21 protein-coding genes are annotated in these 23,629 nt (G+C 67.5%); 13 read left to right on the top strand and 8 right to left on the bottom strand.

The window, feature by feature from the left end:
* Positions 1–137 precede the first annotated feature (137 nt).
* From ABTU82_RS03825 to ABTU82_RS03810, 4 genes are all read left to right on the top strand, one after another.
* Entirely contained in the window at positions 138–761 is a 624-nt protein-coding gene (locus ABTU82_RS03825) for a RodZ family helix-turn-helix domain-containing protein (RefSeq protein ID WP_407171848.1), read from the top strand.
* Between the two features lie 184 nt (positions 762–945).
* On the top strand, positions 946–1,413 hold the full coding sequence (gene purE, locus ABTU82_RS03820; RefSeq protein WP_116646753.1) for a 5-(carboxyamino)imidazole ribonucleotide mutase: 468 nt from the start codon (positions 946–948) through the stop codon (positions 1,411–1,413).
* The gene (locus ABTU82_RS03815; protein ID WP_116646030.1) at positions 1,410–2,876 is read left to right on the top strand and encodes an LCP family glycopolymer transferase; all 1,467 of its coding nucleotides are present in this window, start codon (positions 1,410–1,412) and stop codon (positions 2,874–2,876) included. Before purE ends, ABTU82_RS03815 begins: the two co-directional genes overlap by 4 nt.
* A complete protein-coding gene (locus tag ABTU82_RS03810) occupies positions 2,873–3,967 on the top strand; it encodes a glycosyltransferase (protein WP_407171845.1) in 1,095 nt (364 codons plus the stop codon). Before ABTU82_RS03815 ends, ABTU82_RS03810 begins: the two co-directional genes overlap by 4 nt.
* Before the next feature lie 14 nt (positions 3,968–3,981).
* Here ABTU82_RS03810 and ABTU82_RS03805 read toward each other — a convergent pair whose 3' ends face one another.
* The 5 genes from ABTU82_RS03805 to rfbA form a co-directional block, all read right to left on the bottom strand.
* The gene (locus ABTU82_RS03805) at positions 3,982–4,710 is read right to left on the bottom strand and encodes an ABC transporter ATP-binding protein (protein ID WP_407171842.1); all 729 of its coding nucleotides are present in this window, start codon (positions 4,708–4,710) and stop codon (positions 3,982–3,984) included.
* Between the two features lie 4 nt (positions 4,711–4,714).
* Entirely contained in the window at positions 4,715–5,569 is an 855-nt protein-coding gene (locus ABTU82_RS03800; RefSeq protein WP_407171840.1) for an ABC transporter permease, read from the bottom strand.
* 84 nt (positions 5,570–5,653) lie between these two features.
* A complete protein-coding gene (locus tag ABTU82_RS03795) occupies positions 5,654–7,069 on the bottom strand; it encodes a sugar nucleotide-binding protein (RefSeq protein WP_407171838.1) in 1,416 nt (471 codons plus the stop codon).
* Between the two features lie 5 nt (positions 7,070–7,074).
* Entirely contained in the window at positions 7,075–8,073 is a 999-nt protein-coding gene (rfbB, locus tag ABTU82_RS03790; RefSeq protein WP_407171835.1) for a dTDP-glucose 4,6-dehydratase, read from the bottom strand.
* Between the two features lie 3 nt (positions 8,074–8,076).
* Positions 8,077–8,946, bottom strand: coding sequence for a glucose-1-phosphate thymidylyltransferase RfbA (rfbA, locus tag ABTU82_RS03785; protein ID WP_407171833.1), 870 nt, complete (start codon positions 8,944–8,946; stop codon positions 8,077–8,079).
* A 91-nt stretch (positions 8,947–9,037) separates the two neighbouring features.
* On the opposite strand from rfbA, the gene ABTU82_RS03780 reads away from it, so the two are divergent.
* The 4 genes from ABTU82_RS03780 to ABTU82_RS03765 are packed head-to-tail and all read left to right on the top strand — an operon-like array spanning position 9,038 to position 13,217.
* Entirely contained in the window at positions 9,038–11,104 is a 2,067-nt protein-coding gene (locus ABTU82_RS03780; RefSeq protein ID WP_407171831.1) for a hypothetical protein, read from the top strand.
* A 36-nt stretch (positions 11,105–11,140) separates the two neighbouring features.
* Positions 11,141–11,878, top strand: coding sequence for a glycosyltransferase family 2 protein (locus ABTU82_RS03775; protein WP_407171830.1), 738 nt, complete (start codon positions 11,141–11,143; stop codon positions 11,876–11,878).
* Entirely contained in the window at positions 11,875–12,267 is a 393-nt protein-coding gene (locus ABTU82_RS03770) for a DUF2304 domain-containing protein (RefSeq protein WP_407171828.1), read from the top strand. The genes ABTU82_RS03775 and ABTU82_RS03770 overlap by 4 nt, the downstream gene beginning before the upstream one ends.
* Positions 12,267–13,217 (top strand): glycosyltransferase, encoded by a 951-nt coding sequence (locus tag ABTU82_RS03765; protein ID WP_407171826.1) that lies wholly within the window; start codon positions 12,267–12,269, stop codon positions 13,215–13,217. The genes ABTU82_RS03770 and ABTU82_RS03765 overlap by 1 nt, the downstream gene beginning before the upstream one ends.
* On the opposite strand, the gene ABTU82_RS03760 is transcribed toward ABTU82_RS03765, so the two are convergent.
* The gene (locus ABTU82_RS03760; protein WP_407171824.1) at positions 13,192–14,187 is read right to left on the bottom strand and encodes a glycosyltransferase; all 996 of its coding nucleotides are present in this window, start codon (positions 14,185–14,187) and stop codon (positions 13,192–13,194) included. The two genes, ABTU82_RS03765 and ABTU82_RS03760, sit on opposite strands and share 26 nt — an antisense overlap.
* Positions 14,188–14,306: 119 nt before the next feature.
* On the opposite strand from ABTU82_RS03760, the gene ABTU82_RS03755 reads away from it, so the two are divergent.
* Complete coding sequence (locus tag ABTU82_RS03755; RefSeq protein ID WP_407171821.1) at positions 14,307–15,086, top strand: glycosyltransferase; 780 nt, start codon at positions 14,307–14,309, stop codon at positions 15,084–15,086.
* 1 nt (position 15,087) lies between these two features.
* Here the strand turns inward: ABTU82_RS03755 and ABTU82_RS03750 are convergent, their stop codons facing one another.
* The gene (locus ABTU82_RS03750) at positions 15,088–15,993 is read right to left on the bottom strand and encodes a glycosyltransferase (RefSeq protein WP_407171819.1); all 906 of its coding nucleotides are present in this window, start codon (positions 15,991–15,993) and stop codon (positions 15,088–15,090) included.
* Positions 15,993–17,924, bottom strand: a complete 1,932-nt coding sequence (locus ABTU82_RS03745) for a DUF6541 family protein (RefSeq protein ID WP_407171817.1) — start codon at positions 17,922–17,924, stop codon at positions 15,993–15,995. Before ABTU82_RS03745 ends, ABTU82_RS03750 begins: the two co-directional genes overlap by 1 nt.
* A gap of 153 nt (positions 17,925–18,077) precedes the next feature.
* Here ABTU82_RS03745 and ABTU82_RS03740 point away from each other — a divergent pair, with 153 nt between their 5' ends.
* The 4 genes from ABTU82_RS03740 (at position 18,078) to ABTU82_RS03725 (ending at position 23,555) form a co-directional block, all read left to right on the top strand.
* Positions 18,078–19,316 (top strand): lipopolysaccharide biosynthesis protein, encoded by a 1,239-nt coding sequence (locus ABTU82_RS03740; RefSeq protein ID WP_407171814.1) that lies wholly within the window; start codon positions 18,078–18,080, stop codon positions 19,314–19,316.
* Positions 19,313–20,428 (top strand): glycosyltransferase family 4 protein, encoded by a 1,116-nt coding sequence (locus ABTU82_RS03735; protein ID WP_407171812.1) that lies wholly within the window; start codon positions 19,313–19,315, stop codon positions 20,426–20,428. Before ABTU82_RS03740 ends, ABTU82_RS03735 begins: the two co-directional genes overlap by 4 nt.
* Positions 20,429–20,490: 62 nt before the next feature.
* Positions 20,491–21,636 carry a UDP-galactopyranose mutase gene (glf, locus tag ABTU82_RS03730; protein ID WP_407173286.1) on the top strand — a complete coding sequence of 382 codons (1,146 nt, stop codon included), beginning with the start codon at positions 20,491–20,493 and terminating at the stop codon, positions 21,634–21,636.
* The gene (locus ABTU82_RS03725; protein WP_407171809.1) at positions 21,633–23,555 is read left to right on the top strand and encodes a glycosyltransferase; all 1,923 of its coding nucleotides are present in this window, start codon (positions 21,633–21,635) and stop codon (positions 23,553–23,555) included. The genes glf and ABTU82_RS03725 overlap by 4 nt, the downstream gene beginning before the upstream one ends.
* The last annotated feature ends 74 nt before the right edge of the window (positions 23,556–23,629 follow it).

The raw sequence follows: 23,629 nt of genomic DNA, 5'->3' as shown, positions 1-23,629 counted from the left end.
GCCGAGCAGTCTAGGCAGCCGACCCGACGATCGAGCCGGATGCTCGTGCGAGCTCGGCGACCGGCGGGCGGGCCGGTGCGTCGACGCGGGTGGGTCGGGCCGGTCGACTACTGTCGAGCACGACCCCAGGAGGCGCCATGTTCCGCAGCCGTTCGACGATCGGTGTGACCACCCTGCTGGTCGCCGTCGTGCTCTCCGGATGCGTCGCCGAATCGGCGACCACCCCGTCCGGAGCGCCGGCCTCGTCGACGCCGACATCGTCTGCGACCGCAGACCCGACGCCGACCCCCACCGCCTCCGAGACGCCTGCCGGCATCGCCCTGCCCGACGATTGTGCGCAGGTCTACTCGCCGGCGATGATGTCGTCGTTGGAGCAGGAGGGCCTGCCGCTGAACGATCCGGCCGTGACGATGCTGGCGACCCAGAACGCAGCACTCCTGGGCGACCTCGAGACCCTGCCCACCCTCCGCTGCTCGTGGGGCGCTCCCGGCACCGTCGGGATCACGACGAACGTCACCGTCGTCGACGCGGCGCAGGCCGCAGCGATCGAGACGGAGCTCGCCGAAGGCGGGTTCGGCTGCGGCGACCAGGGCGGCGCGCGCATCTGCAGCATCGAACAGCGCGGTGTGAGCCTCGACGACGTCCCGTACGTTCGCGGAGAGACGCACGCGCTCCGGGGCAGCGTCTGGGTGGCGACCTCCTGGCTGAACCGCCCTCTCGACGGGTACGTCGAAGACATCCTCGCCACCCTGGGAGCCTGACCGCTCCACGGGGCGGCGACAGGGGCCTCCGCGCCCGAGCCCATCGACGGCGGCGCGGGGGTGCGCAGCATCCGAGTCGCTCCCGACTGCCGCGCGTTGCGGTGATCTTCCAGCGATGCGTTCTAGCCTTATGGGCGTGACCCGACCGCTGCATTCTTCCGACGCGCCCGTGGTCGGCGTCGTCATGGGCTCCGATTCCGATTGGAGGGTGATGGCGGATGCGTCGCAGGCCCTCACCGACTTCGGGATCGCGCACGAGGTCGAGGTCGTCTCGGCCCACCGCACGCCCGACAAGCTGCTGAGGTACGGCCGTGAGGCGCGCGAGCGCGGTCTTCGCGTCATCATCGCCGGGGCCGGCGGCGCGGCGCACCTCCCGGGCATGCTCGCGTCCGTGACGGCTCTCCCCGTCATCGGCGTGCCGGTGCAGCTCGCGACGCTCGACGGCCTCGATTCGCTGCTGAGCATCGTGCAGATGCCCGCGGGTATTCCGGTCGCCACCGTGTCGATCAACGGGGCCAAGAACGCCGGACTGCTCGCCGCCCGTATCCTCGGAGCCGGGGATCCCGCGATCGCCGACCGCGTGGAGGCCTTCGCCCGCGACCTCGAAGCGCAGGTCGAGGAGAAGAACCGCCGGTTGAAGGAGTCGCTGTGAGCGTTGCGAGCCCGCCGCTCCAGCGCCCCGTGCGCAAGAGCGTCATCGAGTCGCGTCCGATCCGCAACCCCGACGTGACCTCCGCCGGCATGATGACCACACGCGGATGGTGGCTCGTCGCACTCAACTTCTTGCTGCCGGGCTCCGCCCAGGTGCTCGCCGGAAGCCGGAAGCTCGGGCGCTTCGGCCTCGGTGCCACGGTCTTCATGTGGCTGCTCCTGATCTTCGCGGGTCTCGGAGCGCTGCTCTGGCCCTCCGGCACCTTCAGCATCGCGTCGGGCGCCTGGCTGCCCGCACCGCTGTCGCTCCTGCGTCCGATCCCGCTCCTCATCGTGCAGGGGCTCTTCATCGCGTACGCGGTGCTCTGGATCGTTCTCACCGTCGACACGCTGCGGCTGGTGCGGCTCGTCAGGGTCAAGACGCTCTCGCGCATCGGAATCCCCGTCCTCGCGATCATCCTGGCCGCCGCGTCGTCGACCACGGCGGCGTACGGTGCGCAGGTCGCAGGCTCGACGCGTGACGCTCTGGGAGCGATCTTCGGCTCCTCGGCCGCGGTCGTCCCGCCGTCGGACGGCTACTACAACATCCTCCTCCTCGGCGCCGACAGCGGCGAAGGCCGCGACTCGATGCGGTTCGACAGCATCTCGGTGGTGTCGGTCAACGCCGAGACCGGCGCCACCACCATCACCGGCATCCCTCGCGACCTCGGGCACTTCCCGTTCGCGCCGGGGCCGATGCAGGACCTCTACTCCGACGTGCACGAGGGCAAGTCCAGCGCCACATGCGGATGGGGGAGCGGCATCAATCAGCTGCGCACCGAGGTCGAGGTGTGCCGCGACGGCAACGCCCTGTACCCCGACGCCGTAGCCAACGGCTCCGAGCCCGGTGTCGAGGCGACAAAGGACGCCGCCGAAGGGCTTCTCGGCATCACGATCCCGTACTACGTCTTCGTCGACATGCACGGCTTCGCCGCCATGATCGACGCGCTCGGCGGTGTCGACATCGACGTCGCCCAGCGCCTGCCCAAGGGCGGCGGGCCGCAGTACACCGGCGAGCCCGCCGAGGACTGGGCCATCGGCTGGATCGAAGCCGGTCCGCAGCACATGGACGGCGACACCGCCCAGTGGTACGCCCGCTCCCGTTACACCACGAGTGACTGGGACCGGATGCTTCGCCAGCGTCAGCTGCAGGAGGCGATCCTCGCGCAGTTCACCCCCGAGACCGTGCTCACGCGCTTCCAGAGCGTCGCGGCCGCCGGCACGAACCTCGTGAAGACCGACCTTCCGCAGGGGCTGCTGCCGGCCCTCGTCGATCTCGCCCTGAAAGCGAAGGAGCAGCCCGTCACGACGATCGAGCTGACCCCCGAGGCTCACCAGATCGTTCAGGATGCGCCCGATGTCGCGTACATCCAGCAGCTCATCGACAGCACGTTGCATCCGCCGGCCCCGGAGCCGACCGAGTGACGGTCGCGCTGCGCGTCGTCCTCGACCAGCTCGTCGCCCCGACGGCCCCCGCGCTCGCCGAGGCGTCGGGCGAGCTCGTCCGTGCCCTGGCCGAGACCGCGCCGTCGGGCTGCGTCGTCGAGGGGATCGTGCCCTCTCCCGGACTCGACGACGCGGATGCCGCGGGTCTGGCCGACGTGCACCGGCTCGCCCTCGCGCGCCGCGAGCTCGCCGCATCATGGCAGCTCGGAATCGCCCCCGGGGTCGGGAAGGGCATGATCCACGCACCGACGCTGCTTGCGCCGCTCGTGCGGCACGACCGGGTCAACGACACGCACCAGCTTGTCGCCACCGTGTGGGACCTCCGCGCCTGGGAGGCACCCGACACCCTCTCGCGCACCGAGGTCGTCTGGTACAAGGCGATGCTCAAGCGCGCCGAGAAGCACGCCGATGCGATCGTCGTTCCCACTCATGCGCTCGCCGCCAGGCTCGGCGACCTGGGCCGGTTCGGCCGACGTGTGCGCGTCATCTCCGGCGCCGCGCCCGCGGGGTTCCGGGTGCCGAACGACCACGTCGGGCGCCTCCGCGCCCTGGATCTGCCCTCGTTCTTCCTCGCCACGGCGGGCGGCGCCACGGAGTCGGACGCACTCGCGCACGCGTTCCGCGCCGTCGTCGAGTCGGGCGAGACGGCCGACATCGTGGTGCTGGACTGCCCCGAGGGCGAGGAGCCGGCAGTCGTCGAGATCGCCTCGCGCGCGGGGCTGTCCGCCTCGCGCGTGCACGTCCGCGGCGCACTCGACACGTGGGATCGCGCTGCCGTCCTGGGAGGCGCGAGCGTGTTCCTCGCGCCGTCGAGGCGGTCGGACTGGCCGTGGCGCGTCGTCGAGGCGCTGGTCCTGGGCGTGCCGATCGTCGCGGCAGACTCCCCCGTGCACCGCGAGGTGCTCGTCGATGCCGGAATCCTCGTGTGGCAGGAAGAGCTGGGTGCGGCGCTGGTGCGGGCCACCGACGGCGCGGCCGACCGGCTCCGGGTGCTGTCGCGCGATCGGGCGCAGGCCTTCTCGTGGCGCGAATCGGCGGAGCGCATCTGGGCGCTCCACGCCGACCTCTGATCTGCCTCCGCGGATCAGTTGCGCATCAGCGCGACAGCGCTCTTGCTGGCGCCGTCGAACGCGACTTTGCCATCGCGGAGAAGAATGCCCCGTTCGCAGAGGTCGGAGACCATGTCGAGGTCGTGACTGACGACGACGAGGGTCTTTCCCCTCGCGTGAAGCTCGCGGATACGCGCGAGGCACTTCTGCTGGAAGGGCTCGTCGCCGACCGAGAGAATCTCGTCGATGAGGAGGATGTCGACCTCGGTGTGGATGGCGACGGAGAACGCCAGCCTCAGGAACATTCCCGATGAGTAGTGCTTGACCTCGGTGTCGATGAACTGCTCGATCTCGCTGAACGCGACGATCTCGTCGTAACGCTCTTCCGTCTCCTTCTTGCTCATGCCCAGGATCGCGGCGTTGAGGAAGATGTTCTCCCGCCCCGACAGGTCGGGATGGAAGCCTGCGCCGACCTCGATGAGACCCGCGACGCGTCCGCGCGTGAGCACGCGCCCGGTGTCGGGGAGGAGGACTCCGGAGATGAGCTTCAGCATGGTCGACTTGCCCGAGCCGTTGTAGCCCAGGAGAGCGATCGACTCGCCCTGGCCCACCTCGAAGGAGACACCGTCCAAAGCGTGGAACTTCGTGGTCAACGGCTTGCGGCGAACCGCCGCGACGAACGTCTCCTTGATGGAGTGCGTGTGACGGAGTTTGAACTCCTTGTGCACGCCGTCCACCACGATGCGATTGTTCGATGTCGTCACGGTCTCAGAGATCCTGTGCAAAACGTCCCTCCAACCGCCGGAACACCAGCTGGCCGATCACGAGAAGAGCGAGGGAGAGCACTGCGCCGATCCCTGCGAAGAGCCACATGTCGGGGATCAATTGTCCGTTCACCGGCCCCAGGGGGAACCAGATGCCGAAATGGAACAGCTCGACCGCCGCCGTGATCGGGTTCATCCGGTAGAGCACGAACAGCCAGTCCGGAACCTTCTCCTGGACCATCTCCCACTGATACATCACGGGCGAGGCCCACACCGCGCACATGGTGATGATCTCCACGAAGCTCTGGGCGTCGCGGAAGGTCACGTTCACGGCCCCGAACAGCAGGCCGAGCCCGGTGGCCAGCATGGCGACGATGATCAGGCCGAGCAGGAGGGCCGCGATGTGCAACGCCGACGGCGCCCAGCCGAAGAAGACGGCGATCACCGTGACGACCAGGATCTGCGGCAGGATGTTGACAGCCGCGACCAAGACACTCGCGACAGGGAACATCTCTCGGGGCAGGTAGATCTTCTTGATCAGCGCCGCGTTGTCGACCAGCGAGCGGGTGCCGTTCGTGAAGGCCTCGCTGAAGAACGTGACGACCGTGATTCCCGCGAGCAGGTAGAGCGGGAAGTACTCCACCCGCCCGTTCATCCCGAGGAAGACACCGATGGCGAGGTAGAAGACGACGAACTGCACGAGCGGTTTGACGTACGACCACATCCATCCGAGCACGGACCCGCGATAGCGGATGCCGATCTCCTTGCGGACGATCAGCGACAGAAGATATCGGCGGCGGAAGACGTCTGCCAGCCCGACGCTTCTGCCGGGAGCGACGAATGAGGACTGATCGGACATGGGTCTTCTTTCACGGCGCGCGGGCGCGCGGTCATCTACTGTAATCGCGATCGGCTGTGCGCTCGCACCACAGCGCCGCGCGGGTCAGGCGGAGCTTCTCACCCAGCCTGCGGTCAGCTCGCTCGCGTCGGCGGCGGTGAACCCCGTGGCGGTGATGCGGGTGAGGTCGAGGGTGCTGTTGCGGGGGCGCGGCGAGATGGGGCCTGTGGCGTTCTCGAAGTAGGTGGTGGTGTTGACGGGGGTGACGCGGTCGGGGTCGTGTCCGGTGAGTCGGTAGACGTCGCGGGCGATGTCGTACCAGGTGGTGGGTTCGCCGGCGTTGGTGACGTTGTAAGTGCCGTACGGCGCGCGGGTGTCGAGGAGGTGGCGGATGGCGTCGGCGATGGTCGGGGTGAAAGTGAGCCGACCGTGCTGGTCATCGACGACGGTGGGGTTGATTCCGCGTTCGGCGAGGGTGGCCATCGTGCGGACGAAGTTGTTGCCGTCGCCGATGACCCAGCTGGTGCGGATGATGTAGTGGCGGGGGGTGGTGGCGACCGCGGCGTCGCCGGCGGCCTTCGTCTGTCCGTAGACGCCGAGCGGTGCGACGGGGTCGGTTTCGCCGTAGGCGCCGTCTTTTGTGCCGTCGAACACGTAGTCGCTGGAGACGTGGACGAGGGTGATGCCGTTCTGGGCGGCGATGCGGGCGAGGTTGGTCACGGCGGTGACGTTCGCCGCCCAGGCGTCGGCACGCCCCTCGGGGGTTTCGGCGGTATCGACGGCGGTGTAGGCGGCGGCGTTGATGATGGTGTCGTAGTCGCGCCACCGTCGGGCCGTGCCGAGGTCGGGGTCGGTGAGGTCGAGGGTGTCGCGGGTGGTGTATTCGACGTGGGGCGCGTCTCCGAGCGCATCGTGGAGGGCTTTGCCGAGTTGCCCGTTCGAGCCGGTCACGAGGATCTTCGCCGGGGGCATGGGGGTCACATCCTGCAAACGCGGGTGTGCCTTGTCTTTATCGCTGATCTCGACCTGGTCCAGCGGGATCGGCCAGGCGATCGCGACGGTTTCGTCGGCGAGGTTGAGGAAGGTGTAGGAGGCGGTGGGCGACCAGTGGTCGTTGACGAGGTACGTGTACGCGGTGTTCTCGTCGAGGGTCTGGTAGCTGTTGCCGACGCCGCGAGGCACGAAGATCGCCTTCGAAGGGTCGAGCTCGGTCGTGTACACGGCGCCGAACGTCTCTCCCTCGCGGAGGTCGACCCAGGCGCCGAAGATCCGGCCGGTCGCGACGGACACCCACTTGTCCCAGGGTTCGGCGTGGATGCCGCGGGTGGTGCCGGCGGCGTCGTTGAAGGAGATGTTGTTCTGCACCGGGCCGAAGTCGGGCAGCCCGAGGGCGGTCATCTTCTCCCGCTGCCAGTTCTCCTTGAACCAGCCGCGCGCGTCTCCGTGAACGGGGAGGTCGAAGACCACCAGGCCGGGGATCGGGGTTTCGGTGACGGCGAGCGGCTTGGCGTACTCGGTCATCGGGGTTACTGGCCTTTCGAGGCGTAGAAGGCTTCGACGCCGTCTTTCGCGGGTGCCCACCAGGGTTCGTTGGCGGTGTACCAGTCGATGGTGGCGGCCAGGCCCGCGTCGAAGTCGCGGTACTGGGGTGTCCAGCCGAGTTCGGTGCGGAGTTTGGTGGAGTCGATGGCGTAGCGCATGTCGTGGCCGGGACGGTCGGTGACGTGGTCGTACGCGTCGGGGGATTCGCCCATGAGGGTGAGGATGAGTTCGACGACGGTCTTGTTGTCCTTCTCGCCGTCGGCGCCGATGAGGTAGGTCTCACCGATCTGGCCCTTGTCGAGGATGGTGAGGACGGCGGAGGAGTGGTCGTCGGCGTGGATCCAGTCGCGGACGTTCTCTCCCTTGCCGTAGAGCTTGGGGCGGATGCCGCGGATCACGTTGGTGATCTGGCGGGGGATGAACTTCTCCACGTGCTGGTAGGGGCCGTAGTTGTTGGAGCAGTTCGAGATGGTCGCCTGCACCCCGAAGGACCGCACCCACGCGCGGACGAGGAGGTCGCTGCCGGCCTTCGTCGAGGAGTACGGCGAGGACGGGTTGTAGGGGGTGTTCTCGGTGAATCGTGCCGGGTCGTCGAGCTCGAGGTCGCCGTAGACCTCGTCGGTGGAGATGTGGTGGAACCGGGTGCCGTGCTTACGGGCGGCTTCGAGCAGCGTGTACGTGCCGACGATGTTGGTGTCCAGGAACGGGCGCGGGTCGTTGAGGGAGTTGTCGTTGTGCGACTCCGCGGCGTAATGCACGACCGCGTCGGTGTCGGCGAACAGGGTGTCGACGAGGTCGGCGTCGGCGATGTCACCCTTCACGAGGCGCACCCGGTCTTCGGGGAGGCCGGCGAGGGAGGACTCGTTGCCGGCGTAGGTGAGCTTGTCCAACACCGTCACCGTGTGGTCGGTGTGCTGCACGACGTGGTGGACGAAGTTCGAGCCGATGAACCCGGCACCGCCGGTGACCAACAAACGTGCCATGCGTTACTTCCCCCGCTTCAACAGATCCAACAGGTACGTCCCGTACCCCGACTTCACGAGCCTGCCCGCACGCTCTTCCAGCTCCGTGTCGGAGAGGAAACCCTGCCGCCACGCGACTTCCTCGGGCACCCCGATGCGCATCCCGGTGCGCCGCTCCATGGTGCGGACGTACTCACCGGCATCCATCATCTGATCGAACGTGCCGGTATCCAGCCACGCCGTCCCACGGGGGAGGACCTCCACCTGCAGCTTCCCCGCTTCCAGGTACGCACGGTTCACATCGGTGATCTCGTACTCGCCCCGCGGCGACGGAGACAGGTTCCGAGCGATCTCGATCACATCGTTGTCATAGAAATACAGCCCCGGCACCGCGTAATTGCTCTTCGGAGTGGTGGGCTTCTCCTCGAGGGACACCGCACGCCCCGCCGCGTCGAACTCGACCACCCCGTACGCCGACGGCTCCGCAACGTAGTACGCGAACACCGCGCCACCATCGACGTCCGCGTACCGCGACAACTGCGACCCCAGACCAGGCCCGTACAACAGGTTGTCACCCAGAACGAGCGCGACCTTGTCATCGCCGATATGGTCCGCGCCGATCGTGAACGCCTGCGCCAACCCATCCGGCGACGGCTGCTCCGCAAACGACAGATTGATCCCGAACTTCGACCCGTCACCCAGAAGACGCTCGAAGTGCTCCGCATCATGCGGCGTCGTGATCACCAGAATGTCCCGGATACCCGCCAACATCAACGTCGACAACGGGTAGTACACCATCGGCTTGTCGTACACCGGGATCAACTGCTTCGACACACCCAGAGTGATCGGATGCAACCGCGTGCCAGAACCACCGGCGAGAATTATGCCCTTCACCCGTCAATCGTGCCACACCGGGGTCGCCGACTCTGGCGTGTCGAGCCCGTATCGCCGTGGTCCCACCGGGGTTGTCCGCAAGAATATGCCGGTGAGATCTAACACAGCGCGGTCGCGTCCGCTCCGGTTCTTCCTGGCGTTCGTTGCGACGCTCGCGCTGATCGGTGCGACACCGAACGTCGCCGTGGCCGCTGTCGAATCGCAGACGGCCCTCACCGCTATCGGGACACAGCCCACTGTCGCCTCGCGTCAGATGCAGTACGCCGCCGATCTCTCCCAGTTCCGCCCGGGCAACATCATTTCCAACGCGGTCTTCTACGACTCGACGACGATGTCGGAGGCGCAGATCGATGCGTTCCTCCGCGCCCGCGTGCCGAACTGCCAGTCCGGCTACGTCTGCCTGAAGGACTTCCGACAGGACACCACCACCCGAGCTGCGGACGCGTACTGCGATCGATACGACGGTGCGACGGGGGAGTCGGCGGCGCGCATCATCCAGAAGGTGGCCGCCGCGTGCGGCATCAACCCGCAGGTCATCCTGGTGACGTTGCAGAAGGAACAGGGTCTCGTCACGCACACGTGGCCGTCGGACTGGCGTTACACGATTGCGATGGGGCAGGGGTGCCCGGATACGGCCGCGTGCGACACGAGGTACTACGGGTTCTACAACCAGGTCTACGGCGCCGCACGGCAGTTCAAGCTGTACGGGCAGAGCACCTACTTCACCTGGTACAAGCCGGGCAAGACGTGGAACGTGCTGTTCAACCCGAACCAGTCGTGCGGTTCCTCGCCGGTCTACATCGAGAACCAGGCCACGGCGAACCTGTACTACTACACGCCGTATCAGCCCAACGCGGCAGCGCTGCGCGCGGGGTACGGCGAGGGCGACGGGTGCTCGAGTTACGGCAACCGCAACTTCTACAACTACTTCTCGGACTGGTTCGGCAGCCTCCAGACGCGTTACGCCCCGATCGTGAAGTCCGCCTCGTCGCCCGCGATGTACTTCGTGACCGAGGGCGTCAAGCACTACATTCCGGACGAGGCAACACTGCGCGTGCTGATGTCGGCCTTGCCCACGGTGTCCACCGTTCCCGATGCGTACCTCGCTTCGGTGCCGGCCGGCAGGGACGCCTCGCGCTACGTTCACGACGCCCGCAGCGGTGCGCTGTACCTCCTCGAGAGCGACGGCACGAAGCACTGGTTCTCCAGCGGAGACCTCATCGCTCGATTCGGGTACTCGTTCGGTGACTACGTCAACCTGTCTCCCTCGCACATCGACGCGTTCCGCACCGGTGATGCCGTCGGCGACTACTTCAAGGCCGAAGGATCGGCCGACTACTACGTCTGGCGAGAGAACCAGAAGCGTTATGTCGTCGACGAGTGGGCGTGGGCCGAGCTCACCGGCTCGCGTCCGACCTACGTGGCGACCATGAAGCCCGCGTCAGCAGCCGGTATTCCACTCGGGCGTCCGGTCATCGCCTCCGGGATCCTCGCCAAGGAGCAGTCCACGCCGAATGTCTACCTCACGGGGACGGCGGCCGAGCTGGTCTACGTCGACTCGTTCGACACCGCTCGCGACGCGGGGGTGACCCGGTATCGGATCTACCCCGACGGCACCCTGAGCGGGTTCACGAAATCGAATGTGACCCTGGGCCCGGTCCTGACGTGCGGTGGCTCCGTCTTCGCCCTCGCGGGAACGGGCATCGTTCCGGTCAACGGCACAGTCCCGTCCGCGGCGGCGCCGGCTCTGCCGGAATCCGTCTGCGCCGTCCTTCCGCGCAGGGGCAATGCCGTCAGTACTCCGTTCTTCGTCAAGAACCCGGCTGCGGACCCCGTGCTCCTTTACGCCGAGGGGACCCTGCGACACGTTCGCGATCAGCAGACCCTCCAGCGGCTCAATGCCGGACGGCCCCTGGTCTTCCTCTCCTGGTCGGCCGCGTCCATCGCGCGCGTCCCTTCGGGAGCCCCGTACCTGACCGACGGATCGTTCGTGCAGTTCGGGGATCCCGACGTGTTCTATGCCAACGGTGGAGTGCTCAGACTGGTTCCGGACGTAGAGACGCTCACGCGCCTGGCGAGCCCGCGCTGGCCCGTCGTGGAACGGCTGCCGGAATCTTTCCGCGCCTCGTACACGTTCGGTCCGGCGATGCCCCGCTGACCGGGGCGACGCGCCCCGCCCGCCTAGAATGAGAGCATGCCCACGTCGCTCGCCGATCTTCTGATCATCGTCCCGGCCTGGAACGAAGAGGGGAACGTCGGCAACACGGTTCGAGAGATCCGCAGCGCACTTCCAGCGGCTCATGTGCTCGTGGTCGACGACGGATCCACCGATGCCACGGCGATGGTGGCGAAGGCGGCGGGTGCACGAGTCTTGGTCCTGCCGTTCAACCTCGGAGTCGGCGGAGCCATGCGGGCGGGATACGTCTTCGCGCAGCGGCACGGTTTCGCCCGCGCGATCCAGGTCGACGCCGACGGGCAGCACAACCCCCGCGACATCGTGTCGGTGCTCGATGGGCTCGATCGTGCCGACATCTCCATCGGAGCGCGTTTCGCCGAGGTCGGGGAGTTCTCGGCGCGTGGGCCTCGGCGATGGGCGATGGTCTTCCTCGCCTCCATCTTGTCGCGCGTCGCCAAGACCCGGCTCACGGACGTCACCAGCGGCTTCCGTGCCGCGAATCGTCGCGCCATCGACCAGTACGTCCGCTACTACCCGGCGGAGTATCTCGGAGACACCATCGACAGCCTCGTGGCGGCTGCGCACGTCGGTCTCACGGTCACTCAGGTGCCCGTGGCGATGCGACCGCGACAAGGCGGACGTCCGAGCCAGGGCGCGCTCGGATCGACGATCTACCTTCTTCGATCCGTCTTCGCCCTGATGCTCGCGATCATGCGACGACCGACCGGACCGACCAGCCCGGGAGCGCGCGCATGATGGTTTTCGGGGCGATCCTGCTCGCCGTCGCTCTCGTCGTCGCCGTCGTCACCATGCTCCTGCGCCGCCAGTTGCGCGAGAAGTACGCCGTCCTCTGGCTGATCATCGGTGCGGCCGTGCTCGTCCTCGGCATCTTCCCGCAGCTGCTGATGTGGGCGACGGTGTCACTGGGCTTCCAGTTGCCCGCGAATCTTCTTTTCACCCTGGCGATCCTCCTCCTGCTGGGTGTGGCGCTGCACCTCTCGTGGGAGCAGTCGCAGGCGGAGGAGGAGATCCGTCGTCTGGCCGAGGAGGTCGCGGTGCTTCGAGAGAGCATCGAGCGGATCGAGGGTGCCCTCGACGCGGCCTCCGCCGACGCTACCGATCCCTCCGACGGCCCCGACCGGTGATGACCGGCCCTCGCACGAGACCGTCAGCCGTCATCGCTTCCTTTCGCCCCCCGGCGGCACTCGCCGACCTGGTCGCAGTGCTCGCCCGGGATTGCGACGTGGTCGTGGTCGACGATGGCAGCGGGTCTCGGTCCGACGCCGTCTACGAATCGGCGGAGCACGCCGGCGCCGAGGTCGTTCGTCACGAGGAGAACCGAGGGATAGCGCACGCCCTGAATGTCGGCGTCCAGCGGGCGCTGTCATCGGGCGCCGACGCCGTCTTCACGTTCGATCAGGACTCCTCGCCTCCGGAGGACTTCGTCGAGCGGATGAGCGACGCCCTCTCGCGGGCGCGCGCATCCACGTCCTCCTCGGTCGCCGCGATCGTCCCCGAGTTCTTCGCCGACACGGCTCAGTCGCGTGGAGCGGACGTCGCGCCCGGACTGTGCCGGGCGAGGAAAGTCATCCAGTCGGGGATGCTCGTTCCGTACGAAGCGTGGAGCGCGCTCGGTGCACTGCGCGACGACTACTTCATCGACCTCGTCGACACAGAATTCGAGATGCGAGCACTGACCCGCGGCTGGGAGGTTCTCGCAGCGCGGGGCGTGTCGATGCCGCACTCGCTCGGACGCACGATGCGGTTGAGCCTGGCTCCGGGGCTGCACGTCACGACGTCGGTCAGCACGCCGTTCCGTTACTTCTACCGGGCCCGCAACCGCGTGATGCTCAGCCGTGCCTACGTGCGGCGGGCTCCGGTGCGAGTGCTCTCGGATGCTGGTGTCGATCTCGCCTATTTCGTCGTCGCCGTCCTCGGGGCTCGACCGCGCCGGGCACTTGCACACATCGTCGTTCGCGGTCTGGGTGCCGGGTTCCGGGGCGTCATGGGACGCGTACCCGACCGTCTCGCGAACGTGGCCGACGGCGTGCGGTGGAGCGGTGTCGAGGTCAGCGGCGACGTCGTCGCGGACTGATCGTCCCGCACATCCAGCTCGCCAGGTACTGCAGTGCGAATCCGCGGGGAACATAGCCGTCTCGTACCGCTGCGCGAAGGTTGGGAACCAGAGCCCGCAGCCGCCGTCGTGACCCGAAGCTCCGTTCGAGGACGTCCAGTGACGCGGCATCGTCGCGTCGTCGCGCGAGGGTCACCGTCATCGCCTGGCGCCAGCCTACGTAGACGTTGAACGTGGTGCGCACGACCGCGAGAACGCCGTCACCGCCCTCCGCGCTGCGGCTCATCTTCCGAGCATTCCGCCACGACTGGAGGACGGAGGGGCGTGAAGGCATGGAGGTCGGATCGCCGAAGACGTTCGCGGAATGCTGCACGTAGTCCTGCACGACGTCACTCGTGATGTGCGTGCCCGATGTCGCTGCAGCGCACACGGCCAACCAGTGATCGTGAGCTGCTGCCCTCGTGCTCAGCCGCGGGAAGGGGAGGGCGAGTTCCAGCACTTCGCGGCGGAGCACACTGAGTGAACCGGTGAACTGGTTGCTGAGCATCAGACGCTCGAGTGAGCCGTTACGCCGCTCAGTCGTGCCGAGGACGGCACCGGACGGGTACTGCACGAGGCGCGCCTGACCGGAGACCATTCCGTAGGTCGCGAGGTGGGGGAGCAGCACCTCCAGTTTCTCGGGATACCACCAGTCGTCCTGATCGGCGAGGGCAACCCACTCGGTCTCGGGCGGCACGGACAGCAGGCCGCGTTCGAAGTTCAGATAGAAGCCGAGCCGCTCTCCGCCCGTGTCGACGATGGTGAAACGTTCGTCGCCCGGGGCGGCCTGATCCAGGAGAGCGCGGATCGGCGCGGGGTCGCTGTCAGGAGAAATGACACAGATGAAGTCGGGGATCGTCTGGGCGGCGATGGATCGGATCTGCCGTCGGAAGAGCTCCGGGTCGGGCTCGTAGACAGCCATCACGATGGCGCCCGGTGCGGGACGGAGCATCGATCGTCCTCCCGATTGAGCTGCATGGCGGCGCCTCTCGGCGCTGTGGATAGTCTAGATGGCGCGGGCGCGCTGCACGGAATGCGCCGTCGATCGCGCATCCGACCGGAGGATTCACAGTGGACACCACTCCTGCGCCGTCAGGCCCCCGTGTCTCGGTCTGCATGGCGGTGTACAACGGCGCGCGGTGGCTGACGCCGCAGCTGGAGTCCATCCTCGGCGAACTCCGTTCCGACGACGAGATCGTGATCGTCGATGACGCGAGCACAGACGACAGCGTCGCCCTCATCGAAGCGCTCGACGATCCACGAGTGCGCATGGTGAGGCACGAGGCCAATCGTGGGTATGTGGCGACGTTCGAGCATGCTCTCTCGCTCGCGACGCGCGATGTGATCCTGCTCTCCGATCAAGACGACGTCTGGATCCGCGGACGGCGTGATCTTCTGTGCGCTGCCGTGGAATCGGCTGATGTCGCGGCATCCGATCTCGTCCTGTTGGGCGACGGTGCGCCTCTTCCCCACCCTCTGACGAGGCGCCCGTGGCGGTTGGGACGATCCCGGCGCTCCGATCGAATCCGTCGTCAGCTGACGATCTGGGCGGGCGTCGCACCATACTTCGGCTGCGCGATGGCGGTGCGCCGAGAGTTTCTCTCGACGGTGCTGCCCTTCCCGACGTTCCTCACCGAGTCACACGATCTGTGGATCGCCACGGCCGCCAACGCGGCCGCCGCCCTCGAGCACGTGCACTCGCCGTCGGTACAACGGAGACTGCACGAGGCGAACGCGTCGCCCTCGCGTCCCCGAGGAGTTCGTGCGGTCCTTCGCGCTCGCGTCATGCTCGTGCGATGCTCGATGGAGGCCGTGCGCCGTACCCGCGGGCAGTCCCGGAGCAGGTCTTAGCTCATCGTCCGAAAGCGTTCCGCGCCGCTGCGGAGGAAGCGGCGGAGTCGCGTGACCGCACGGCTCCCGGGAGTGCGGCGGCGGAATGGAGTCGCGACGACGGGCGCAGCGCCGCCCAACGCGCCGCTTTCCTCCATCCGCGGGCGCGCGCGCGCACGCTGATCTCGCGGTGGAATCGAGCTTCGTCGCGGAATCGGACGCCGTCGGAGATCGCTGTTTGCGACAGGCTGGATCCGTGCCGCCGGTACTCGAACGACGGCGCACCGTTCATGTACATCACGGTCCCTCCATCGAAGGCGACGTCCAAGATGAAGGCCAGGTCGAGGATGATCGGCAGGTCGAGTCGGAACGGAATCTGCTTCAGCCGGGCGGTGCGGATCGCCAGTGAGGGCCAGTAGAGCCAGTTGCCGCGAACGAGGCTGGCCACGAGGGCCTCGCCCTCGAGCCGCACCGGTCCCGCCGTCGGCGCCGGCGCCAGAACCGTCTTGACACGATCGGCCAGCGGGCTGTGGCGGTCACCGTTCTCATCGATCACGACGACGGCCGGAGCGAAGATATCGACGTCGGGGAACCGCGAGAGGAAGTCTCGAAGCGAGCGGACGTAGTCGGGGAGAAGCCGGTCGTCCGAGCCCAGGATCGTGGTGTATTCCGCGGAGGCCAGCTCAGCGCAGCGACGGAAGTTCTCCGTGATGCCGATGTTGCTGTCGTTACGCAGGTACTGCACTCGTTCGTCGTCGATGTCAGCGAAGAATGCGGGTACCGCCTGGCTCGGGTAGGCATCATCGATGACGGTCAGGCGCCATCCGGGGTCGCTCTGTTCGAGAACGCTTCGCACCGCCTCGAATAGAAGTTCCGGCGGCCCCCAGAAGGGGAGCATGATGTCGACGACGACACCGTCGCCGCTCATCATGCGCAGCCCACGATGCGGTAGAGGCGCGCGTCGCCCTCCTCGTCCACGAGTTCGACTGCCTTCGAGGCGGCGAGTCGGCTGAACCCGGGATAGGAGTGATTTCCGCCGTGGACCTCGCGGGTGCCGAAGTCGAGGACGTACTGCACCCTCGTGTCGTCGACCGCCCGGCACACAGGCCCGCCCGGCACCGCGCGGTCGAGGCCGTCGTTGATGGCGGTCATCTCGCTCGTGATGTCCATGAGGGTGTGGGGCTGAAGAACCTCTCGCCCGCTGATGGCATAGGCGAGTCCGGCACCCGTCCACGGGCTCCCCGCGATCACCGCGTCCGGCTCCACCTCCTCGTCGAGTCGGCGCATGAGGGCCATCTCGTCGGCTGAGACCAGGGGGGAGTCGGCGTTCAACGTGTAGTTCGCCTGCGCCGTGTCGATGGGCGTCCTCATGGGCAGGAGCGCGGCGACGACGGCGATGAGCAGAACGCCCGCGGTCGCGAACGTCCGGAGAGGGCCGCGCAGCCGTGCACGTCGAGCCGCGGCTCGCACACCCGACGACAGGAACAGCGCACCCGCGCCGGCGAGAGGGACCACCGCCGTCGGCAGGATCGCGGCGACCCGCGGGAGGTTGTTGTACCAGCTGCCCGTCAGTACGTCGCGAACGTCGAGGTAGGGGAGCGCGGCGACGACGACGTACAGGCCGCCGACGGCCAGGAGGGCGGCAACGGCATAGAGGGGGGCGCGACGGCGCGCCCGCAGTGCCCAGGCGACTCCCGCGATCATGAGAATGGCGACGAGCAGCGCGAGCGGCGCGCGGTAGGGAGACGCGAACGACACCTCTCCCAGGGCTTGGGCGACGGTCATCTCGGGCGTCCACGTCCGAGCCGCGGCCGGTGGGCGCAGGACCCACCACACGGCGGCGGCGACGATCGCGTAGGTACCGACGAGCAGGACGACGAGAGCACGCTGTCCTCTCGAGCGCGACCCGTTCCACGCGCGCACGGCGGTGAACACGATTCCCACCGAGACGAAGACAATCCACGCGACGAGAGCACCGGGGTGTGCGACGGCCAGGCCGGGCAGCGTTCCGAGGGCGCCGACCACGGTCAACGCCATGGGCAGGCGTCCGGGAGAGGTGATTCGCAGCGCCCGTAGCGCGAGCGCGAGTGCGGCCGGGAGGACGGCCAGGCCCATGTGGAGCGGGTAGAGCACGCCGTAATCGATCATCAGCAGGGGGAACGACGCCGACCCGATGATGGCCAGTCCTGCACCCAGGGCGGTGCCGCGCCCGCGCCCGAAGAGCTCGGACGTCAGCCACATCGCTCCCGCCGGCCAGGCGAGCGCGGAGAACACGAGGGCCATCGCATTGGCGGCGACGGGAATGGATGCCCCGGTCGCCTGAACGACCAGCGCGGCCACCGCGTGCCATGCGGTGGGGTAGAACCACATTCCGCCGCTCGTGCTCGTCATGGACCCGACGAACAACGGCGACGCATTCCCGTTGTCCAACGCATATCGCACGGCGTTCAGGTGGAAGATGTTGTCGAACGTCTGGGAGATGTTGTCGGGGGCACCGATGACGACGACGACCTGTGCCGCGACGATGATCCCTGCCGCTACCACCGCGGCGATGACCCAGTGCCCTCGATCCACCGGCTGCGACGCGGGGAACCGCCAGCCGCGATTCGCAGCGAACCGTACGCCGACGATCACGGCTGCGAACACGACCGTCACGAGCGCGACGGGTAACGGCGACCAGGAAAGACCGATGAGCGGGGCCGCGACGGAGGCCGTGCTGACGACGGTCACTCCGAACGGGAAGGCAGCGGCCCACGACCCGAGCCCGCGCAATCCCATGACGAGGCCGAGCACAATCCCGGGAAGGACGACCACGGCCGCGGTGAGGGCGCCGGCGATGGCGAGATCGATCCAGGTCATACATATGTCTTTCGCTCGGCGCGCGGGGCCCGGAGGGCTCGAACTCGGCGCATATCGGCACCGAGCCCGCAGGGAAGAATAACGGACCTAGATCGACGGACTCCGAGAGGCGGCGCCGCAGGTTCTCGAATCGAGGTCAACTAGTCTCTTCGGGTGGCCACTCTCATCCGACGTCTTGCCGGATTCTCCACACTTCCTTTCATCTCGGCCATCCTGCCCTTCTTGGCCATCCCTATCGTGGGGCGCGCCAGCGGAGAGGACGGATGGGTCGCGTTCAATGTCGGACAAGCCGTCGGCACATACGCCGCCGCGGTCGGCTACGTCGGGTGGAACGCTCTGGGCACGCCCATGGTCGCCGTGGAGACGTCGGGTCGAGCCCGGCACGAGCTCTACGCTCGGTCGTTCTATGCGCGCCTGCCCATCATCGCCGTCGTCGCCGTGGGAGCTGCCATCATCGGCGCCCTTCTCGCGCCCGGAGCGACGGTCGGCGTCGCCGTGACGTTCGCCATCGCCGGGGCGCTGGGCGGCTTCGGAGTGAGCTGGTATGCGGTCGGGGTCTCGTCGATCTCGATCATCGTCTGGTTCGAAATCGTCCCGCGCGCGATCGCTACGGCGATCGCCATCGGCCTGCTGCTGTGGACGGGCGACGTGGTCTGGTACGGCGTCGCCATGATCGTGGCGGCGGTGGCGGGCGTCCTCGCGTTCCACCTCGTCCACCTTCGACGACTGTTCCCACGGTGGGTGGGATGGCGTCGCGTCCGATCGGACATCCAGGGGCTGCGCTCCGCCTGGGGTGTCGAGGTCGTCGGGAACCTCTATTCGAACGCGCCGGTGCCCATCGTCGCGGCGACGTCCTCGCCCGCCGCCTCGGCATCGTATGGATCGAGCGACCGCATCTATCGCTATGGTCTGCTCGGCGTGGTCGCCATGGGGAACGCCCTGCAGGGGTGGGCGCTCGAAGCGCGCGGGCATCATCGCCGCTCGCGCAACCTCGCGTCTATCGGGATCATGCTCGCCCTCGGGCTGGTGGGGTTCGCTTTCCTCGTTTTCCTCGGGGTACCGGCGAGTCAGCTCATCTTCGGGCCGGAGCTGGCAGCCGACCCCGCCATGCTGTTCTGGCTCGGGGTCTCGTACATCGCGATATCCACCTCGACACCGTTGATACGCAACGTGCTGCTGCCGGCACGGCGGGAGGGTTCGGTTCTCTGGGTAACGACGGCGAGCGCAATCCTCGGCTTGTCGGGGATGCTCGTCGGCGGAATCGCCTTCGGTCCGGTCGGAGTCGCTGCGGGCCTCGCCCTCAGCGAGGTGTTCACGCTGCTCTGCTGCGTCTGGTACTCCCGACGGACGGGACTGGCGGAGCCGCTCACTTCCGAGGCGGCATCGCGGTGAGCGCCGACGAGACCGTCTCGGACGTCCACTTCCTGCTACCTGCCCCGGCCCTGACCCCCATCGGCGGGTACAAGGTCGTGTACGAGTACGCCGACGCGCTCGTGCGTCAAGGTGTCGGCGTGACGGTCTGGCACAGCTCGTTCTTCAACGCGTTCGAGAATGGACGGTTCTCGCTGTACCGTGCCGGGATTCTGGCGGCGGGTCTGTGGAGGCGGCGTCTGACCGGGCATGCGACCACGTCCATCCCGTGGTACCGCCTCGACCCGCGCGTACGAGTGAAGGTCACCGCCGCCCGGCCCCGGCCGAAGCTGGGCCGACGCTCTGTGGTCGTCGCGACGGCGGTGCAGACCACCGGGCACGTCGCCGACGTGGCCCGGCGTGCGGGCGCGACGTCTCTCGCCTTCATTCAGCACTTCGAGACATGGGCGGCCCCCGAGGACGTGATCCGTCGTGCCTGGGCACGCGCTGACGAGCGGATAGTCATCGCCCCGTGGCTGGCGGAGCTGTGTTCCCGTGCGGGGCTCTCCAGCGTCCTCCTGACGAACGCGCTCGACGTCGACTCGTTTCCGACGGGTGCCCCGCTCGCGCAACGTCGCCCGATGGTGATGTCGCTGCTCTCTCCTCACGGGTACAAGCGGCCCGATGTCGTCGCACACGCGCTCGGCGCCGTGCGCGCCCGCCGACCGGATGCGCGGGTGGTCGCCTTCGGCATCGATCCCGTTCCGCCGCGTCCGCTCGCCCCCGGCGTGGAGTATGTTTCCGACCCGTCGCCTGAGACGCTGCGGGAGCTCTATCGGTCTGCTTCCGTCTATCTCTGCGGGAGCGATGCGGAGGGGTGGCATCTCCCGCCTGCGGAGGCGACTCTCTCCGGAGCAGCAGTGGTGTCCACCGACATCGGCGGCGTCCGAGCCTCGATGGGTGATGAGGCGCTCTACGGTCCGCCCGGTGATGCCGAGGCACTGGCCTCGCTCGCCGAACGCGTGCTGGAGAATCCGGACGCGGCGCAGGTCCGCGTCGACACCGCGGCTGCGAGGCTCCGCTCGGTGACCTACGCGGAGAACACCCGGACGCTGCTCGCTGTCGCCGCGGCCGTCCGGCAGCGCCGTAGCTGAAAATGCGCGACGGGGCGGCCGTCTAGACTTGATGGCGATTTGCCAACGCAAAGGACGTGACTGTGAATCCTGATCTTCTCGTCGTCGGCTCCGGCTTCTTCGGTCTCACGATCGCGGAGCGGGCTGCGGCATCCGGTCGAAAGGTGACCGTGATCGACCGCCGGCACCATGTCGGTGGGAACGCGTACTCCGAAGCCGAACCGACCACCGGGATCGAGGTGCACCGCTACGGCGCCCACCTCTTCCACACGTCCAACCCGACCGTGTGGGAGTACGTGAACCGGTTCACCCAGTTCACGAACTACGTGCATCGCGTGTACACGAACCACAAGGGCGTCGTGTTCCCCCTGCCGATCAACCTCGGAACGATCAATCAGTTCTTCCAGGCGGCGTACACACCCGCGGAAGCCCGTGCCCTGGTGCAGGAGCTGGCCGGCGAATTCGACCCGAAGGATGCGGCGAACCTCGAGCAACGAGGTATCGGTCTGATCGGTCGTCCTCTGTATGAAGCGTTCATCCGCGATTACACGGCGAAGCAGTGGCAGACCGACCCGAGCAATCTGCCCGCCGAGGTGATCTCGCGTCTCCCGGTGCGTTACACCTACGACAACAGGTACTTCAACGACACGTGGGAGGGCCTCCCCGTCGACGGCTACACCGCGTGGCTGGAGCGCATGGCCGACCACCCGAACATCGATGTCAAGCTGCAGACCGATTTCTTCGACGAGTCGCAGCCGTTGAACAAGCGAGCGACTGTCGGGCAGCTCCCGATCGTGTACACGGGCCCCGTCGACCGCTACTTCGACTTCGCGGAGGGCGAGCTGAGCTGGCGCACCCTCGACTTCGAGCAGGAAGTGCTGCCGGTCGCGGACTTCCAGGGCACGAGCGTCATGAACTACGCCGATGCCGACGTCCCGTACACGCGCATCCACGAGTTCAAGCACTTCCACCCCGAGCGCGCCGACCGGTATCCCTCGGACAAGACGGTCATCATGCGGGAGTTCTCGCGGTTCGCCACACGTGCGGACGAGCCCTACTATCCCGTCAACACCCCCGCCGATCGCACCGGCTTGCTCGCATACCGCGAGCTCGCCAAGGGCGAGAGCGGGGTGCATTTCGGGGGCCGGCTGGGCACATACCAGTACCTCGACATGCATATGGCCATCGGCGCGGCCCTCTCGCTGTGGAACAACACGCTGGCGTCATGACGGAGGACACCTCGATGAACACGACCGACGACTTCGTGACCGTGAACCGGATCGTCTTCCCGACGGAGGGGGTCGCGGAGGTCTCGGCGCTCTACGTCGATACGGGGGCGGGCGACGGGTCGCAGCCGGGCGCCGACTACGAGATCAACGGGCGACGGTCGATCACGGTGTACGCCCACCGCCGGATCTCACTGAGCACCTACTTCAACGCTTTCCCCGCCAGCTACTGGCAGCGCTGGACGAGCGTCCGGTCTGTTCGGCTGATCGTGACGCTTCGCGGTCAGGGACTCCTCTCCGTGTACAAGTCGAGCGCACGCGGTCGAGCCTCCGCCGTCGCTTCGCAGCAGTTCGACGACGAGACCGTGTCATTCGATCTCCCGGTGCTCTCGTTCGTCGATGGTGGGAACTACTGGTTCGACATCGCGTGTGCGCAGTCCGAGGCGACCCTCGAGAGTGCCGAATGGCAGGTGGCCGCCCCCGAGGCGAAGGCGCCCGGCACTGTTTCGGTGGGCATCACGACGTACAACCGGCCCTCGTACTGCCTGAACCAGCTCCTCACGATCGGTGCCGACACCGACATCGCGGGCGTCCTCGACACCGTGTACGTGATCGATCAAGGAACCGATCTCGTCGAGGATCAGCCCCGTTTCGGCGAGGCCGCCGAGCAGCTCGGTGAGCACCTGTCGGTGCTGCGCCAGGCCAACCTGGGCGGGTCCGGCGGGTTCTCGCGAGCGATGCTCGAGACGCTGACGGAGGGCCGCAGCGACTACGTCCTCCTCCTCGACGACGACGCGATCTCCGAGCCCGAAGCGATCATGAGGGCGGTGCGCTTCGCCGACTTCGCGACGGTGCCGACGATCGTGGGAGGGGGAATGCTCCACCTCGACGAGCGGTCTGTCCTCTACACCCAGGGAGAGGTCTGGGACACCCGCAAGTCGTGGATGTCGGCCTCGGGCGAGAGCGAATACGACCACGACTTCGCCGAAGACACCCTTCGCGAGACACCCGAGCTCCACCGTCGTCTCGCGGCCGACTTCAACGGCTGGTGGATGTGCCTGATCCCGACGCATATCCTTCGCGACATCGGCCTCTCCCTGCCCGTGTTCCTGAAGTTCGACGACATCGAATACTCCCTGCGGGCGGCACAGAGCGGCTACCCGACCGTCTGTCTACCCGGCGTCGCCGTGTGGCACATGGCCTGGCACGACAAGGACCCGACCAGGACGTGGGAGGAGTACTTCATCCACCGCAACCGCGTCATCACCGGCCTGCTCCGCTCGCCGGTGCCGCGCGGCGGCTACCTGCCGCTGCATTCGTTCCTCGGTGACGTCAAGCTTCTGTTCATGCTGCAGTACTCGACCGTGCGGCTGCGTCACCAGGCGCTGCGCGACGCGTTCGCGGGCCCGGATGCCTTGCCGGGTTGGCTCGCGACCAAGCAGGGCGACGCGCGACGACTTCGCGCAGACTACGTCGACGCGACCGTCGTCGAGGATTTCTCGACCCTGCCACCCGTGCGCCGTTCGTCACGGGTCATGCTGGGCGCCGTCCGCCGTCCGACCAACCCCGTCGCGGCGGTCGTCCTCGCCCTGCGCGTGGCGGTGAGGCAGCTCTTCATCCGCGAATCGGAGGGCAGCCATCGCAACCCGGAACGCATCATCGCTGCGCCTGACATCACCTGGTGGCGGTTCGCCGACATCGACTCCGCCCTCGTCACCTCGCCGGACGGAGTGGGCGTCGCCTGGTACCAGCGCGACCGTTCCGCGATGCGACGGTTCCTCTTCGACAGCGTTCGCCTGAACATGCGGTTGGCCCGTCGTTGGGCGCGGCTCGCCGAGGAGTACGGTCGGGAGGCGCCGAAGATCACGTCTCCCGAGCAGTGGCGGTCGATCTTCGCGGGAGACGTGACCACCACGAAGTGAGGCACGGGCGCCTGCGGCGGCCGCGTGTCGCGGCAGGCTAGCCTCTTCCGAGGCGGAACGCCGCCTTCGGAGTA

It is taken from the genome of Microbacterium deferens (genome assembly GCF_045517775.1).
In the GTDB taxonomy this organism is placed as follows: Bacteria; Actinomycetota; Actinomycetes; order Actinomycetales; family Microbacteriaceae; genus Microbacterium.
Note: the sequence above shows the minus strand (reverse complement) of the source record. Positions and strands in the feature narration are given on the sequence as shown.